Source organism: Aureimonas sp. AU22, from assembly GCF_001463745.1.
GTDB lineage: Bacteria > Pseudomonadota > Alphaproteobacteria > Rhizobiales > Rhizobiaceae > Aureimonas.
Window position 1 is genome coordinate 1 of record NZ_BBWJ01000003.1, and the last position, 14560, is coordinate 14560.

A 14560-nucleotide genomic window follows, 5' to 3' on the forward strand; every position below is an offset into this window, starting at 1 on the left:
CCTCGCGGTCGCCCTCCACCGCCAGCATGCCGGCATCGATCAGCGCCTCGAGATCCTGCCCGCCGTAGATCGCGGCTGCGACGGCTCGCGGCTCGCCCGCGAGCACGACGTCCGCTCCCTCAACCGATCCGGCATCGACCGTGATGCCACCCCCGTCGACGACCGCAAGAACCGTGTCGCGGCCGAGCCGGAAGCCGACGCGTGCCGCATATCCTTTCGCGCGCGCTCCGTCGAACATGGTCCGCAGCGACAGCATGAGCGAGGCCGCCGAAAAGCTGGCGCCCGGATCGTGGAACGGCGAGCGCGCGCCCCACCGCCCGACGACGCGGAAGATCGGCTCGGCCTCGTATCCCCATTCCGTCAACTCGTAGACCCGAGCGGCGGAGGGGGGCGGCAGTTCCCGGCGGACGAGAACGCCCGTCTCCTCCAGCCATTCGAGGCGCTGTGTCAGGACATTGGCGCTGATGCCCGGCAGGCCGGCCCGCAAGTCGCTGAACCGGCGGGGACCCGGCATCAGCTCGCGCATCACAAGAAGGGTCCATCGCTCGCCGAGGAGTTCGAGTGCATGAGCGGCCGCGCAGGCGTCGCGGTAGGGCCAGCGGCGGTCGGCGACGGACGCGGAGGGCATTCTAGTTATTTTTTCTGACTTCATGGTTGCAATTAATAACTCACTAGGTCAGGCTGGGTCAATCGAAACCGCATCGAGGGGATGCGGTCAGCCACGGAGCCGAGCCATGTCCACCCTGATCTTCGTCAACCTTCCGGTGAGCGACCTCGACCGCGCCGTCGCCTTCTACGAAGCGATCGGGGGCCGGAAGAACCCGCAGTTCTCCGACGACACGGCCGCCTGCATCGTCGTGTCCGAGACGATCCACGTCATGCTCCTGACGCACGCGAAGTTCATGCAGTTCTCGCCCCGCCCGATCGCCGATGTCCGAAGCGCGGTGCAGGCGCTGTTCTGCCTGTCGGCGGACAGCCGCGAGGCGGTGGACGCGCTGGTCGGCAAGGTGGACGCGGCCGGAGGCAAGGCGGATCCGACCCCGGCGGACGACTACGGCTTCATGTACGGCCGCTCCTACGAGGATCCCGACGGCCATCTCTGGCAGGTTATGTGGATGGACGTCGCCGCCATGCCCGCGAAACCCGAGATGGCCTCAGCCTGACGCCGCGCCATCCGACGAGAGGAGACCATCATGGCCTATGTCGAGGGATTCCTGGTTCCGGTTCCGGAAGCCAACCGCCAAGCCTATCTGGAGCTCGCCGCCCGCGCCGCGCCGCTGTTTCGCGAGTACGGCGCGCTGGAGGTCGTCGAATGCTGGGGTGCCGACATTCCGGACGGAAAGGTGACGGACTTCCGCCGTGCCGTGAAGGCGGAAGCGGGCGAGACCGTGGTCTTCTCCTGGATCATCTATCCATCCAAATCGGTGCGCGACGAGGCCGTGGAGAAGGTCTTCAAGGACCCGCGCATGGATATGGACGAGGCGACGATGCCGTTCTCCGGCCAGCGCATGGTCTTCGGCGGGTTCGACATGATCCTGAAGGACGCGGGCTGACGGCTCAGTCTCCCTCGTCCTCGTAGCCGACGAGGTGCAGCGGTCGGGCGCGCACGCCCTTCAGCGCGCACCAGCGCACGAGCGCTTCCTCGCGCCCGTGCGTCACCCAGACCTCCTGCGGCGCGATCTCGGCGATGGTCTCGACGAGCTCGTCCCAGTCGCAATGGTCCGACAGGATCAGCGGCAGTTCGACGCCGCGCTGGCGCGCCCGTCCGCGCACCCGCATCCAGCCGGACGCGAAGCACGAGACCGGATCGGGAAAGCGCCGGGCCCACTTGTCGGCGAAGGCGGAAGGCGGACCGACGATGACGGCCCCGGCGAACTCCGCCTTGGCGGCCCCTTCGGCGTCCTTGCCGCGCGCGATCGTGGCCGGGCGCAGCTCGCCGAGATCGATGCCCTCATCCTGATAGAACTCGCAGAGCCGCTTCAGCGCGCCGTGGATGTAGATCGGCTCGCCGTAGCCTTCCTCCCGCAGCATGCGGATGACGCGCTGCGCCTTGCCGAGCGCATAGGCGCCAACGAGATGGGCGCGCTCGGGAAACTGCTTTGTCGAGGCGATCAGCTTGCGCACTTCGCCCCGCGAATCGGGATGCCGGAAGACGGGAAGCGCGAATGTCGCCTCCGTGATGAAGACGTCGCAGGGCACCGGCTCGAAGGGCTCGGCGGTCGGGTCCTCGCGCCGCTTGTAGTCGCCCGAGGCCACGATCCGCATGCCGCCCCATTCGACGAGGATTTGCGCGGAGCCCAGCACGTGCCCCGCCGGATGGAACGACACCGTCACGCCGTTGATGGCGATCGGCTTGCCCCAGTCGGCCACCTGGCGGCTCGCCGCGAAATCCTCGCCGTAGCGCAGCGCCATGATGGCGAGCGTGCGGCGGGTGGCCAGGACCTTTTCGTTGCCCGGCCGCGCGTGGTCGGCGTGGCCATGGGTGACGAGCGCCTGGCTCACCGGCCGCACCGGGTCGATGTAGAAATCGCCGGGCGGGCAGTAGAGCCCTTTGGGGGTCGGGCGGAGAAGGTCTTCGAAGCGCGCCATGACGTCTCGAGATAGCGCCCTCGAACGCTCGCGAAAGCCCTTGCGCCAAAGGGCCCCGCCCCCGCATATGCGCGAGCCCCTCCATGGAACGCCGCCCTTGCGCCCAAGCCTTCACCGATCCGGCGACGACCTCGCCGACCGCCGCGCGGAATATGCGGAGGCCTATGCCAGGGCGGGCGACCATGCCGCCGCCGCCGACCTTATGGCGCAGGCCATGGAGCGCGCGCCGGACTGGTTGCTGGGGCGGGTGCGCTGGGGCGAGTTCCTGGCCGATGCCGGCGAGGCGGACGCCGCCGGCGCGGTATTCCGACAGGCTCTTCGCCAGGACGAGGCGGACCCCTACGGCGCGCGGCTGAAGCTAGCGCGCCTCGGCGCCGAGCCGGTGCCCGATGCGCCCTCGCCGTCGTTCGTCGCCGGCCTGTTCGACCAGTATGCCGACGGCTTCGAGGACGCGCTGGTGCGCCGTCTGGACTACCGCGTGCCGGATCTCCTCATGGCGCTGCTGCAGGAGGCTGCGCCCGAGGCGCGTTTTGCCGCCGCTCTCGATCTCGGCTGCGGCACAGGGCTGATGGGCGAGCGCTTGAAGCCGATCTGCCACCGGCTGGACGGCATCGACCTGTCGGCCGGCATGCTCGACAAGGCGCGCCGCAAGCGCCTCTACGATACACTGCACGAGGGGGACATCCTCGCGGCCCCACGCCTTCCCGCCGGGGCCTACGATCTGGTGACGGCCGCCGACGTCCTCACCTATCTCGGCGACTTGAGGCCCGTCTTCGCCCATGCGGCGTCCCTCCAGGGGCCGGGCAGCTGGCTCGCCTTCTCCACCGAGCTGGCAAGCGGCACGGACGGCTTCGTGCTTCGGCCGTCGCTCCGCTATGCCCACGCGCCGACCTACCTCGACGCAGCCCTCGCAGGGGCCGGGTATGCGATCGTGTCGCAAACGGCCGGAACGCTGCGCCGCGACCGCGGCGAGGCGATCGCCGGCACGCTGACCATCGCACGGCTGACGTGAGCGACGACATGGCTCCCATGCGAAAGCGGCGCTGGTCGACGCACGGCGGATGGATACTCTCCCGGCTTCGAGGCCAGCGGAGTGCGGGTTTGAGCGCCACCGAACTCACCGAAGACCGCCGCGAGCGCGAGACCACGCGCCGCGCCCACCGCTTCGGCTCCTGGGCCGCGACGGCGACGCGCCACAGCCCCTGGGAGGACGCGCTCGGCGTGATCGCCGGCGTCACCCTGACGGCCACCGGCATCGCCATCCTCGGCTCGCTCGGCTTCCTCACCGGCGGCATGGCGGGCCTCGCGTTCGTGGTTCACTACCTCACCGGCTGGAACTTCGGCCTCGTCTTCTTCGTCGCCAACCTGCCCTTCTATGCGCTGGCGATCGGGCGCATGGGCCGCGCGTTCACGATCAAGACGGCGTTCGCCGTGGCGCTCCTGTCGCTGATGACGGCCTTCAGCGGCGAGGTCCTGCGCTTCTCCTATGTCGACCCGCTGCTCGGCGCCTGCCTCGGCGGTTTGATGCTCGGCTTCGGCCTGCTTGCCCTCTTCCGCCACCGCGCCTCGGCGGGGGGCGTCGGCATCCTCGCCGTCTACCTGCAGGACCGCTTCGGCTGGCGCGCAGGCCTGACGCAGCTCGGCGTCGACCTCCTGGTGCTGGTGACGGCGTTTGCCGCGGTGTCGCCGACGGCCGTGACCTACTCCGTACTGGGCGCGCTGGTGCTGAACCTCTTCCTTGCGATCAACCACCGCACCGACCGCTATCTCGCCGTTTAGGAGCGGGTTTGCCCATTCGGCTGGGCATCTCACCGGTCCTTTTTCACGGTCGGCACGTCGGCGATACTCGCCGATGCCCCCGGCATCGACTGCGTTCGTCTCCTCCCGAACCGCGAAAAATTCCTCGGCGATCCGCTCCCGCTGAATGAGCAAACCCGCTCCTCAGCCTTGGCGAAAGGGCTCCGCGGCCTTACCTCCCCGGGGTGACAGCGCCGCTCTTCGCCCCGCCCGCCGCATTGCCCGGCTTCGACCTGCCCGAGCCCTTCCTGCGCTGGTTCGCGGAGAAGGGCTGGTCGCCGCGTCCGCACCAGCTCGACCTCCTCCAGCGCGCGGAGAACGGCGCTTCGGTCCTGCTGATCGCGCCGACCGGCGCCGGCAAGACGCTGGCGGGGTTCCTGCCATCGCTGGTGGATCTCTCGCGGCGCAAGAAGCGCAAGCCCGGCACGCGGCCGCCCGGCATCCACACGCTCTACATTTCGCCCCTGAAGGCGCTCGCCACCGACATCCGGCGCAATCTGGAGAAGCCCGTCGAGGAGATCGGCCTTCCCATCACGCTGGAAGCGCGCACCGGCGACACCTCGCAGTCCAAACGCCAGCGCCAGAAGCTGAAGCCCCCGGACATCCTGCTGACGACGCCCGAGCAGCTGGCGCTCCTGATCTCGTCGCCGGATGCTGACAGCTTCTTCTCCGACCTCCGCTACGTCATCTTCGACGAGCTGCATTCGCTCGTCGCCTCCAAGCGCGGCCACCTCCTGGCGCTCGGCCTTGCCCGCCTGCGGCGCTTGCGTCCGGCGATCCAGACGATCGGCCTGTCGGCCACGGTGACCGACCCGGACGAGCTGCGCGAATGGCTGGTGGCGCAGGAGCCGGACTCCTATCCGGCGTCCGATCTCATCGTGGTGGACGGCGGCGCCAAGCCCGAGATCACCATCCTGAAATCGCGCGAGCGCGTGCCCTGGCAGGGCCACATGGCGCGCTACGCGATGCCCGAGATCTACGAGGCGATCAAGGCGCACAAGACGACCCTCCTTTTCGTCAACACGCGCTCGCAGGCCGAGCTGCTGTTCCAGGAGCTCTGGCGCATCAACGAGGAAACGCTCCCGATCGCGCTCCATCACGGCTCGCTCGACGTCGCGCAGCGTCGGCGCGTGGAAGCGGCGATGGCGGCGAACGAGTTGCGCGCCGTGGTCGCGACCTCCACCCTCGATCTCGGCATCGACTGGGGCGATGTCGATCTCGTGGTGCATGTCGGCGCGCCGAAGGGCGCCTCGCGCCTCGCCCAGCGCATCGGGCGCGCCAACCACCGGATGGACGAGCCGTCCCGCGCCATCCTCGTGCCGGCCAACCGGTTCGAGGTGATGGAGTGCCAGGCGGCGCTCGACGCCAACTATCTCGGCGCACAGGACTCGCCGCCGATGCGCGAGGGCTGCCTCGACGTCCTCGCCCAGCACGTCCTCGGCATGGCCTGCGCCGCGCCGTTCCGATCCGAAGACCTTTACGCCGAGGTGACGACGGCTTCGCCCTATCGCGATCTCGACCGCGACACGTTCGACCGCGTGGTGGATTTCGTCGCGACCGGCGGCTACTCGCTCAAGGTCTACGACCGCTACGCCAAGATCCGCCTGACCGAGGACGGCACGTGGCGGGTGACGCATCCGTCCGTGGTCCAGGGCTACCGGATGAACGCCGGCACGATCATCGAGTCGGAAAGCCTCCTCGTGCGCCTCATCCGCGCCAAGACCAAGAGCGGCATGGCGCGCGGCGGGCCGGTGCTCGGCAAGATCGAGGAGAACTTCCTCGAGACGCTCGCCGTCGGCGACACGTTCCTGTTCTCCGGCCAGGTGCTGAAGTTCGAGGGCATCCACGAAATGGAATGCCTCGTCACCAAGACGCGGGACGACGAGGCCAAGGTCCCCTATTACGGCGGCCAGAAGTTCCCGCTCACCACCTTCCTCGCCGCCAAGGTGCGCGAGATGCTGGCCGACCCCACGCAATGGGGCGCCCTGCCCTCCCAGGTCGGCGAGTGGCTGGCGATCCAACGCGCTAAGAGCGCCATTCCCGGCCCGAACGACCTTCTGATCGAGACCTTTCCGAACGGCAACCGCTTCTTCATGGTGGCCTATCCGTTCGAGGGCCGCCTCGCCCACCAGACGCTAGGCATGCTGCTCACGCGCCGGCTGGAGCGCGCACGCGCCAAACCCCTCGGCTTCGTCGCGACTGACTACGCGCTCTCGATCTGGGGCCGTGCCGACCTCGGCGAGATGATCTCGTCCGGCAAGCTTTCGCTCGAGGAGCTCTTCGACGAGGACATGCTGGGCGACGACCTCGAAGCCTGGATGGCCGATTCATGGCTCCTCAAGCGCACCTTCCGCCAGTGCGCCGTGATCGCCGGCCTCGTGATGAAGCGCCAGCCGGGGCGCGAGAAGACGGGGCGGCAGATGACGGTCTCCTCCGACCTCGTCTACGACGTCCTGCGTGCGCACGAGCCCGACCACATCCTCCTGCGCGCCACCTGGGCCGACGCGGCGACGGGCCTCCTCGACGTGAAGCGCGTCTCCGACCTCCTCGCCCGCATCAAGCGCCACATCCTGCACAAGAACCTCGACGAGATCTCGCCCCTCGCCGTGCCCATCATGCTGGAGGCCGGCCGCGAGCGCATCGAGGGTGAAGCGCGCGACGACCTCCTCGCCGAGGCGATGGAGGAGGAACTGATCATCAAGGCGCTGGGCGAGATGACGGACTTCCGGTCGAACTATTTACGATGATGGGATGGCGAAGTTGGGCGGAAAGCGTCCTGTCCGCTTTGTAGCGAATGATGACGGAAGCGGCCTGCAAGCGGGACATCGGCAGATGAGGCCAAGCCGTTCGCGGCCGGGTGAGCCGCCTTTCTACCGCGGCAAGAGTTGCCCTTCGTATTTCAACGACCATTCCCGCAAGGTCTCGAATGTCGGCATGAGGTCGATCCCGGCCTGCGAGAGTTCATACTCGACGCGGGGTGGGATCTCGGCAAACGCTGTGCGGATGACGATGCCGTTGGCCGCAAGGTCTCGGAGCTGCTCCGTCAGCATGTGCTGGGTGATGCCCGGCAACAGACGACGCAGCTCGCCGAACCGCCTCGGGCCTGCCACGAGGCTGCACACGATCTCGATCTTCCACTTGCCCGTGATCGCCTGGATGGCGCGCTGGAACCGCATGACGTCGATCGGCTCGGGTCCCGTGCAGTCGTCGCAGTCGGTGCCGTATTTGCGGGGACTGACGATGGTCTGGTTTTCCATCCTAGGTCCGAGAATCCATCCTGGTTGATCTTCGTCATCTTAGCGGATTTCTTCGCCTCGAAGGAGATCCCATGAGTACAGTTCTCGTCACCGGCGGCACCGGGTTCCTCGGTAGCCACTGCATCCTGCAACTCCTGCGCGACGGCCACAAGGTGCGCACCACGGTGCGAGACCTGGGCCGGGAAAGACAAGCAAGGTCTACCCTTGAAGCCAACGGTGCCGCGAAAGACGCGCCTCTGTCCTTCGTGGCGGCCGATCTTCTGTCCGACAACGGCTGGATGGAAGCGGTGTCGGGATGCGACGCCGTCCTGCACGTTGCCTCGCCGTTTCCCGCGACGCAGCCCGACAACGCGGACGATGTCATCATCCCCGCGCGGGACGGCACCCTGCGAGTCCTTCGCGCGGTACGCGATGCCGGGGTCGGGCGTGTCGTGCTGACCTCCTCCTTCGCCGCGGTCGGTTACGGCCGGCAGCATCCGGGGCGGGACTTCGATGAAGGGGACTGGACCGAGGAGGACGCGCCGAACGCTCCCTACATCCGTTCCAAGGTCGTCGCCGAGCGAGCGGCCTGGGATTTCGTCGCGAGGGAGGGAAACGGTCTGGCCCTTAGCGTCGTCAATCCGACCGGGATCTTTGGACCTGCGCTCGGCGCCGATTACTCGGCCTCGATCGCAATGGTGAAGGCGATCCTCGAAGGACAGGTTCCCGGTCCGCCCGACATGGCCTTCGGTGTCGTGGACGTGCGAGACGTCGCGGATCTCCACCTGCGGGCGATGTTAAGCCCTCAGGCCGTGGGCGAGCGGTTCATCGCAGTTGCGGGTCCGGCGCTCTCGCTTCGAGACGTGGCGCGTCTCCTCTCGGAGCACTTTGGCGACCAAACCGACCGCATCTCGACGTCGCTTCTGGACGCGTCGTCGAGCGCGCAGGAGGGCACCCAGCCTCGGAACTCCAGCAGCGCAAAAGCGCGTCGACTTCTCGACTGGTCGCCGCGCCCGGCCAGCGAAGCGATCCTCGCCAGTGCCCAAAGCCTCGTCCGACTTGGCCTCGTCATATGAACGACCGCTTTTGGTAGCCGGTGAAAACGTCCCCGGTGGCGGACAAGGGTCGATATCCAATCGCTCTTTCACTGGACTACCGGTTCGACACATTCCGATGGTTCAGTAATCTCCCGCCGGCACCATTCCGTCCAGGAAACGCTCGGCGTCCTTTCGCATCGTGGCGACCTTGTCCTCGTCCATTCGTCCGAGCGTTGCGAGCGTCCGGTCCATGCGGTGGTTGCCGTCGAAGCGCTCGGCGTGGCGCGCCATGAAGTCCCAATAGAGGTAGTTGAAGGGACAGGCGTCCTCGCCCGTCTTCTGCTTCACGTCGTAGCGGCAGTGGCCGCAGTAGTTCGACATCTTGTTGATGTAGTTGCCGGATGCGGCATAGGGCTTGGTCGCGAACACGCCGCCGTCGGCATAGAGGATCATGCCAACGACATTGGGCATCTCCACCCATTCGTAGGCGTCGTGATAGACCACGAGATACCAGTCCTGCACCTCCTTCGGGTCTAGACCCGCGAGCAGGCAGAAGTTGCCGATCACCATCAGCCGCTGGATGTGGTGGGCGAAGGCGTTGCGTGCCGTCTCACCGATCGCCTGGGCGAGACAGTTCATCTCGGTCTCGCCGGTCCAGAAGAAGTCGGGCAGCGGGCGGCTCGCGCCGAGTTCGTTGCGCTCCCCGTAGCCGGGCATCTCGCGCCAGTAGACCCCGCGGATGAACTCGCGCCAGCCGATGATCTGGCGGATGAAGCCCTCGGCCGCGTTGAGCGGCGCCTTCCCGTTGCGATAGGCGGCTTCCACCGCCTCGCAGCACTCGCGCAGCGTGAGGAGCCCGCAATTGATCAGCGCGGAAAGATGCGAGTGGAAGAGCAGCGGCTCGCCCTGGCGCATCGCGTCCTCGTAGGCGCCGAAGTCCGGCAGCGCCGTCGTCACGAACCACCGGAGGTAGCGCGCGGCATCGTGGCGCGTGACGGGGTAGTCGAAGTCCTCCAGAGAGCCGAAATGGTTGCCGAAGCGGCGGGCGACGAGATCGAGTACGCCTTGCGTCGTCTCGTCGGGATCGAAGACCGGCCGCGGGGGAACCTCGATGCGCTTGGGCAGGGCTTTCCGGTTCTCGGCGTCGTAGTTCCAGCGCCCGCCTTCGGGCTTGCCGTCCTTCGTCATCAGGAAGCCGGTGCGCTCGCGCATGCGACGGTAGAAGGTTTCCATCAGCAGCGTCGGACCGTCGCCGGCAAGCTCCGAAAATTCCTCCCAGCCGCACAGGAACCGGTCGTCGGGGCGCAGCTCAACGGGCACGCCGAACTCCGCCTCCCAGCCGCGCATCATCTCCAGGACGCGCCACTCGCCCGGCTCGGTCACCACGACGCGGGCCACCTTGTGGCGCTTGAGCGCCTCGCCGAGCGCCTGCCCGAAGCTCGCGGCGCGCTGCTTGCCGTCGAGGCGGATGTAGTCGACCCGGATGCCCTCGGCCTCGAGCTCGGCCGCGAAATGGCGCATGGCCGCAAACAGGAAGGCGATCTTGCGCTGGTGGTGGCGCACGTAGGTCGCCTCCTCGTCGACTTCCGCCATCAGCACCACGTCGCCGGGCTCGATGTCGGCGAGGCTGGACACCCCGCGCGTCAGCTGGTCGCCGAGGACGAAACGCAGGGTGGGCTTCATCGCGGCGGCTCCTGGAACGCATCGGTCGGCGGATAAGGGAGTCGCTAAATGACGGCGCCGGTCGGGGCTTCAAGGGCGCGCGCGGGAAGGACGCAGGGCGAGAAGAGAGCTCATGTGCGGGCGATATCGGGGCTTATGCGGCAAGCGGGCCGCCGGGCTTCCCCTGTCCGGCCGGGCCATTGTCACAGAATGTCGCGACGCTCACCGGCCTGTCTTCGTGCCGAACCAGAGAACGTGCTTCGTCCCGCGCCCGCGACCGGCCTTGACGCGCAGTTCCTCCACCTCGAACCCGGCGCGGCGGAGGCGTGCGGTGAAGGCCGCGTCCGCCCCTTGCGACCAGATGCCGAGCACCCCGCCCGGGGTCAGCGCCTCAAGGGAAGCGGCGAGACCGGTCCACCCATAGAGCCCGTCGTTGCCGCTTCGCGTCAGGCCGTCCGGCCCGTTGTCGACATCGAGAAGAATGGCGTCGTAGACACCGCGCGCCCGGCCGATCGTCTCGGCGACATCCTCCACGGCGATGCCGACCCGCGGATCCGACAGCGTATTCCCGAAGACCTCGGCCATCGGCCCCCGGGCCCATTCCACGACGCCGGGTACGAGTTCGGCGACGGTGACACCGGCATCCGCCGCGAAGCTCGCCAGCGCGGCGCGAAGCGTGAAGCCCATGCCGAGGCCCCCGATCAGGATCCGCGCCGACGGGCGGGCGCCGATCCGCTCGGCCGCCAGCGTCGCCAAGGCCTCCTCCGAGCCGCTGAGGCGGCTGTTCATCAGCTCGTTCCCACCGATCATGATGGAATATTCCGAGCCGCGCCGCATCAGGCGCAGTTCGCCGCCGCCGGGGATCGACGCGGTGCCGAGCGGGACCCAGGGAATCAACGGGCAGCCCCTTCGGGGAGAGCGCCTTGGCATTCGGCTCGGGGTGGAAAGGCGGTCATGAGCGGGCTCGGTGTGGCATCTGACGGGTTCTCACGTAACGCGTCGGCCACAAGCCCGCGAGGGCTTTCAAAGGCATCGCGCGCAGAAAAACGCGGTCCCGGTCGGGACCGGCACTGTTCGCTTATGGTGGCCGGCACGAAGCCACGCTTCGCGCCGGCGCCGCTCTCAGTGCCCCGCCGGCATCTCCAGAGCGTCCGCCCGGTTCTGCACCGTCAGCTTGTCGACGATGGTCTGCGAGGCGGCGTTCAGCCCGACGACCTCGACGGCCGCGCCCGCCTTGCGGAACTTCAGCACCGCCTTGTCCAGCGCGCCGACGCCCGTAAGGTCCCAGATATGGGCACGGGACACGTCGATGGTGACGCGTTCCAGCGGTTCGCGGAAGTCGAAGCTTTCCAGGAACCGGCCGGCCGAGGCGAAGAACACCTGGCCCTCGACCACGTAGGTCCGCGCCTGCCCGTCGTCGGACGCCACGCTCGTGACGGCGAAGATCTGGGCGATCTTGGAGGCGAAGAAGAGGCCCGACAGGAGAACCCCCGCAAAGACGCCGAGCGCGAGGTTGTGGGTCCAAACCACGATCACCACCACCGTCAGCATGACGACGGAGGAGCGGCGCGGATGGGTGACGAGGCTCTTCAAGGAGCCCCAATCGAACGTGCCGACCGAGACCATGATCATGATGGCGACGAGCGCCGGCATCGGGATCACGGCGACCCAGTCGCCCAGAACCACGATGAGGAACAGGAGCGCGACGCCTGCGAAGAAGCAGGACAGCCGCCCGCGCCCGCCCGAGCGAATGTTGATGCCGGACTGGCCGATCATCGCGCAGCCCGCCATGCCCCCGAAGAAGCCGGTGGCGAAGTTGGCGATGCCCTGGCCGAAGCATTCGCGGTTCTTGTCCGAGCCCGTGTCGGTCAGGTCGTCCACGACCTGCGCCGTCATCAGCGATTCCAGGAGGCCGACCAGCGCGATGCCCACCGAGTAGGGCAGGATGATGCGCAGCGTCTCGAGGTTGAACGGCACGTCCGGCAGGAAGAAGACGGGCAAGCTCGACGGCAGCTGCCCCATGTCGCCCACCGTGCGGACATCGATCCCGAAGAGGAGCGCGGCGGCCGTGATCGCGACGATCGCGACCAGCGGCGACGGCACCGCCTTGGTGAGCCGTGGGAACAGGTAGATGATGGCGAGCGCGGCGGCGACCAGGACGTAGGTCATGGCAGGCACGCCGATCAGTTCGGGCATCTGGGCGAGAAAGATCAGAATCGCCAGCGCGTTGACGAAGCCCGTCATCACCGAGCGCGAGACGAAGCGCATGAGGTCGCCGAGGCGCAAGGCACCCGCCGCCATCTGCACGAGCCCGGCGAGCACGGTCGCGGCGAAGAGGTACGGAAGGCCGTGGTCGCGCACCAGCGTGACCATGAGGACGGCGGTGGCCGCCGTGGCGGCCGAGATCATGCCCGGTCGCCCGCCGAAGATGGCGGTGAGGACGGCGATCGAGAAGGAGGCGTAGAGGCCCACCTGCGGGTCGACGCCCGCGATGATGGAGAAGGCGATGGCCTCCGGAATCAGCGCAAGCGCCACCACGAGGCCGGAGAGCAGGTCGCCCCGGGCATTGCCGAGCCATTCGGCTCGAAGGTTTTCGGTCGAGAACATGGAGGAAACAACGAGGATCTGGACGACGTCGACGGCCCTTCATCGGGCGCGGTCGCGGGACCAAGAGCTTGTATCGGTATGACCCGGCGGAGGATCGGCGCGGGATTTTCGTCTCAGCGCGCGGCGCCGAACGCAGTCGATGCCGGCGGCATCGGCTGATATCGGCAACGAAGCGATGGGCGGAAAGCACCGCCGAGCCGAGCCGGGGACTTTCGAAACAGGCTCTCAGCGTCGTCTGGATTGGCCGAGGGATAGGCGCCCGGCATAGCCACCCGGCGCGCCGGGTCCATTGTGCGTTTCCTTCTTGTCTTGGCTTGCCGCGGGAATCAAGTACCGATCGTCGCACCGCCTTGCCTTCGCCGCCATTTTGGATTCGAAGAACGCATCACGAACATGGACGACGCAGACCGCATGAATATGATCCACCGGAGGATGCGCCAGGGCGAGGCGCCGGGGCTGGAGACGGCGCTGAACGGCGGGGCCGTGGTCTGCGATCCCTCGGGCGTACTGTTTGCGCCCGACGAGCGCCTGCTGGTGGTCTCGGACCTGCATCTCGAAAAAGGCGCGGCCTTCGCCCGGCGCGGCATGTTCCTGCCGCCCTACGACACCGACGCGACGCTTCTGCTCCTGGAGGCCGCGCTCGACCGCTACCAGCCCCATGTCGTCGTGGCGCTGGGTGACAGCTTCCACGACCGCTACGGCGCCGGCCTGATGCCGGGCGCCGCGCGCGATCGAATGCGCGCGGCGATGGCCGGGAGGGACTGGATCTGGATCGAGGGCAACCACGATCCCGATCCGCCGGAGGGCCTCGGCGGCATCTGCGCGGCCGAAGTGTCGATCGGACACTGGCACTTCCGCCACGAGCCGACCGCCGGCGCGCGGCCCGGCGAGGTGGCCGGCCACCTTCACCCGTCCGCGCGGGTCAGCGGCAACGGACGCAGCGTGCGCGGGCCGTGCTTCGCCAGCGACGGATCGCGCATGGTGATGCCGTCCTTTGGCGTGACGACGGGTGGGTTGAACGTTCTCCACCCCGCCTTCGCCGGCCTCTTCCAGATGGAAAGCGCCCGCGCCTACGTGATCGGCGCGGCGCGGATCTACCCCATCCCCTTCGGCGCGCTGAGCCGGGGCTGACTCGTCAATACGCGACGGGCTGGGCCGAAGCGTAGGCGATCACCGCAAGTGACAGGACGGCGCCCACGGTCAGAACCATGCGCAGCTGTGCGAACCAGGGCGTGGCGATGCGCCCTGCCCGGATCGCGGCGATGTCCCAGACGCCCTGCACCGCGAAGGCGACGGCCAGACCCACGAAGGACCAGGGCGACGGCAGGAGTGCACAGACCCAGGCGGCGAGCGCGGGCACGACCGACTGCGCCAGCGTCGTCGGGCTCTGCCGGTGCCGCTCGTTCAACGCGGCACCCCAGCGGATGCCGCCGAGGAACGACAGGATGATCGCGCCGTAGCACAGGACCACGAACGGCAGGTCCGGCAATGGGATGATCTCCGAGCCGGTGACGATCAGCCACGCGCCGACGACGAAGGGGACGAGCCCGGCAAGGCCCAGGACCCAGGCCGCGCGTACCATTTGCTCGGCCCGGCTGCGCGGCGGGGCGGCGGAAGCGTCGTCATGCATTT

At 68.0% G+C, this 14560-nt stretch carries 14 protein-coding genes and 1 other annotated feature; of the genes, 7 read left to right on the plus strand and 7 right to left on the minus strand.

Features of this window, described 5'->3' with window-relative positions; translation table 11 throughout:
• A partial coding sequence (locus AUL34_RS00215) for a helix-turn-helix domain-containing protein (protein ID WP_244492396.1) occupies positions 1-628 on the minus strand: 628 nt, incomplete at its 3' end.
• 106 nt (positions 629-734) lie between these two features.
• Here AUL34_RS00215 and AUL34_RS00220 point away from each other — a divergent pair.
• Entirely contained in the window at positions 735-1163 is a 429-nt protein-coding gene (locus tag AUL34_RS00220) for a VOC family protein (protein ID WP_061929425.1), read from the plus strand.
• Positions 1164-1193: 30 nt separating this feature from the next.
• Complete coding sequence (locus AUL34_RS00225) at positions 1194-1553, plus strand: DUF1428 domain-containing protein (protein WP_061929428.1); 360 nt, start codon at positions 1194-1196, stop codon at positions 1551-1553.
• Positions 1554-1557: 4 nt separating this feature from the next.
• Here AUL34_RS00225 and AUL34_RS00230 read toward each other — a convergent pair whose 3' ends face one another.
• The gene (locus tag AUL34_RS00230; RefSeq protein WP_061929431.1) at positions 1558-2589 is read right to left on the minus strand and encodes a ligase-associated DNA damage response exonuclease; all 1032 of its coding nucleotides are present in this window, start codon (positions 2587-2589) and stop codon (positions 1558-1560) included.
• Between the two features lie 97 nt (positions 2590-2686).
• Here AUL34_RS00230 and AUL34_RS00235 point away from each other — a divergent pair, with 97 nt between their 5' ends.
• The 3 genes from AUL34_RS00235 to AUL34_RS00245 all read left to right on the plus strand — a co-directional run bounded on the left by AUL34_RS00235 (position 2687) and on the right by AUL34_RS00245 (position 7133).
• Positions 2687-3601 (plus strand): class I SAM-dependent methyltransferase, encoded by a 915-nt coding sequence (locus AUL34_RS00235; protein WP_192845664.1) that lies wholly within the window; start codon positions 2687-2689, stop codon positions 3599-3601.
• 89 nt (positions 3602-3690) lie between these two features.
• The gene (locus AUL34_RS00240) at positions 3691-4368 is read left to right on the plus strand and encodes a YitT family protein (RefSeq protein ID WP_061929435.1); all 678 of its coding nucleotides are present in this window, start codon (positions 3691-3693) and stop codon (positions 4366-4368) included.
• Positions 4369-4571: 203 nt separating this feature from the next.
• The gene (locus AUL34_RS00245; protein WP_061929437.1) at positions 4572-7133 is read left to right on the plus strand and encodes a ligase-associated DNA damage response DEXH box helicase; all 2562 of its coding nucleotides are present in this window, start codon (positions 4572-4574) and stop codon (positions 7131-7133) included.
• 123 nt (positions 7134-7256) lie between these two features.
• Here the strand turns inward: AUL34_RS00245 and AUL34_RS00250 are convergent, their stop codons facing one another.
• Positions 7257-7643, minus strand: a complete 387-nt coding sequence (locus tag AUL34_RS00250) for a helix-turn-helix domain-containing protein (RefSeq protein ID WP_061929439.1) — start codon at positions 7641-7643, stop codon at positions 7257-7259.
• Between the two features lie 71 nt (positions 7644-7714).
• Here AUL34_RS00250 and AUL34_RS00255 point away from each other — a divergent pair, with 71 nt between their 5' ends.
• Positions 7715-8698, plus strand: coding sequence for an aldehyde reductase (locus AUL34_RS00255; protein ID WP_061929441.1), 984 nt, complete (start codon positions 7715-7717; stop codon positions 8696-8698).
• Between the two features lie 102 nt (positions 8699-8800).
• Here the strand turns inward: AUL34_RS00255 and AUL34_RS00260 are convergent, their stop codons facing one another.
• The 3 genes from AUL34_RS00260 to AUL34_RS00270 all read right to left on the minus strand — a co-directional run bounded on the left by AUL34_RS00260 (position 8801) and on the right by AUL34_RS00270 (position 12928).
• The gene (locus tag AUL34_RS00260; RefSeq protein ID WP_061929444.1) at positions 8801-10342 is read right to left on the minus strand and encodes a cryptochrome/photolyase family protein; all 1542 of its coding nucleotides are present in this window, start codon (positions 10340-10342) and stop codon (positions 8801-8803) included.
• 201 nt (positions 10343-10543) lie between these two features.
• Positions 10544-11218, minus strand: coding sequence for a hypothetical protein (locus AUL34_RS00265; protein WP_061929447.1), 675 nt, complete (start codon positions 11216-11218; stop codon positions 10544-10546).
• A gap of 225 nt (positions 11219-11443) precedes the next feature.
• Positions 11444-12928: a SulP family inorganic anion transporter gene (locus tag AUL34_RS00270; protein WP_061929450.1), complete on the minus strand. Its 1485-nt coding sequence runs from the start codon at positions 12926-12928 to the stop codon at positions 11444-11446.
• 238 nt (positions 12929-13166) lie between these two features.
• Positions 13167-13219, minus strand: a sequence feature (sul1 is cis-regulatory element that is thought to sense ions involved in sulfur or methionine metabolism; They are found in Alphaproteobacteria).
• A 102-nt stretch (positions 13220-13321) separates the two neighbouring features.
• On the opposite strand from AUL34_RS00270, the gene pdeM reads away from it, so the two are divergent.
• Positions 13322-14059 carry a ligase-associated DNA damage response endonuclease PdeM gene (pdeM, locus tag AUL34_RS00275; RefSeq protein WP_244492397.1) on the plus strand — a complete coding sequence of 246 codons (738 nt, stop codon included), beginning with the start codon at positions 13322-13324 and terminating at the stop codon, positions 14057-14059.
• 4 nt (positions 14060-14063) lie between these two features.
• Here pdeM and AUL34_RS00280 read toward each other — a convergent pair whose 3' ends face one another.
• Positions 14064-14558 (minus strand): DUF3429 domain-containing protein, encoded by a 495-nt coding sequence (locus AUL34_RS00280; RefSeq protein WP_082653041.1) that lies wholly within the window; start codon positions 14556-14558, stop codon positions 14064-14066.
• Positions 14559-14560 lie beyond the last annotated feature (2 nt).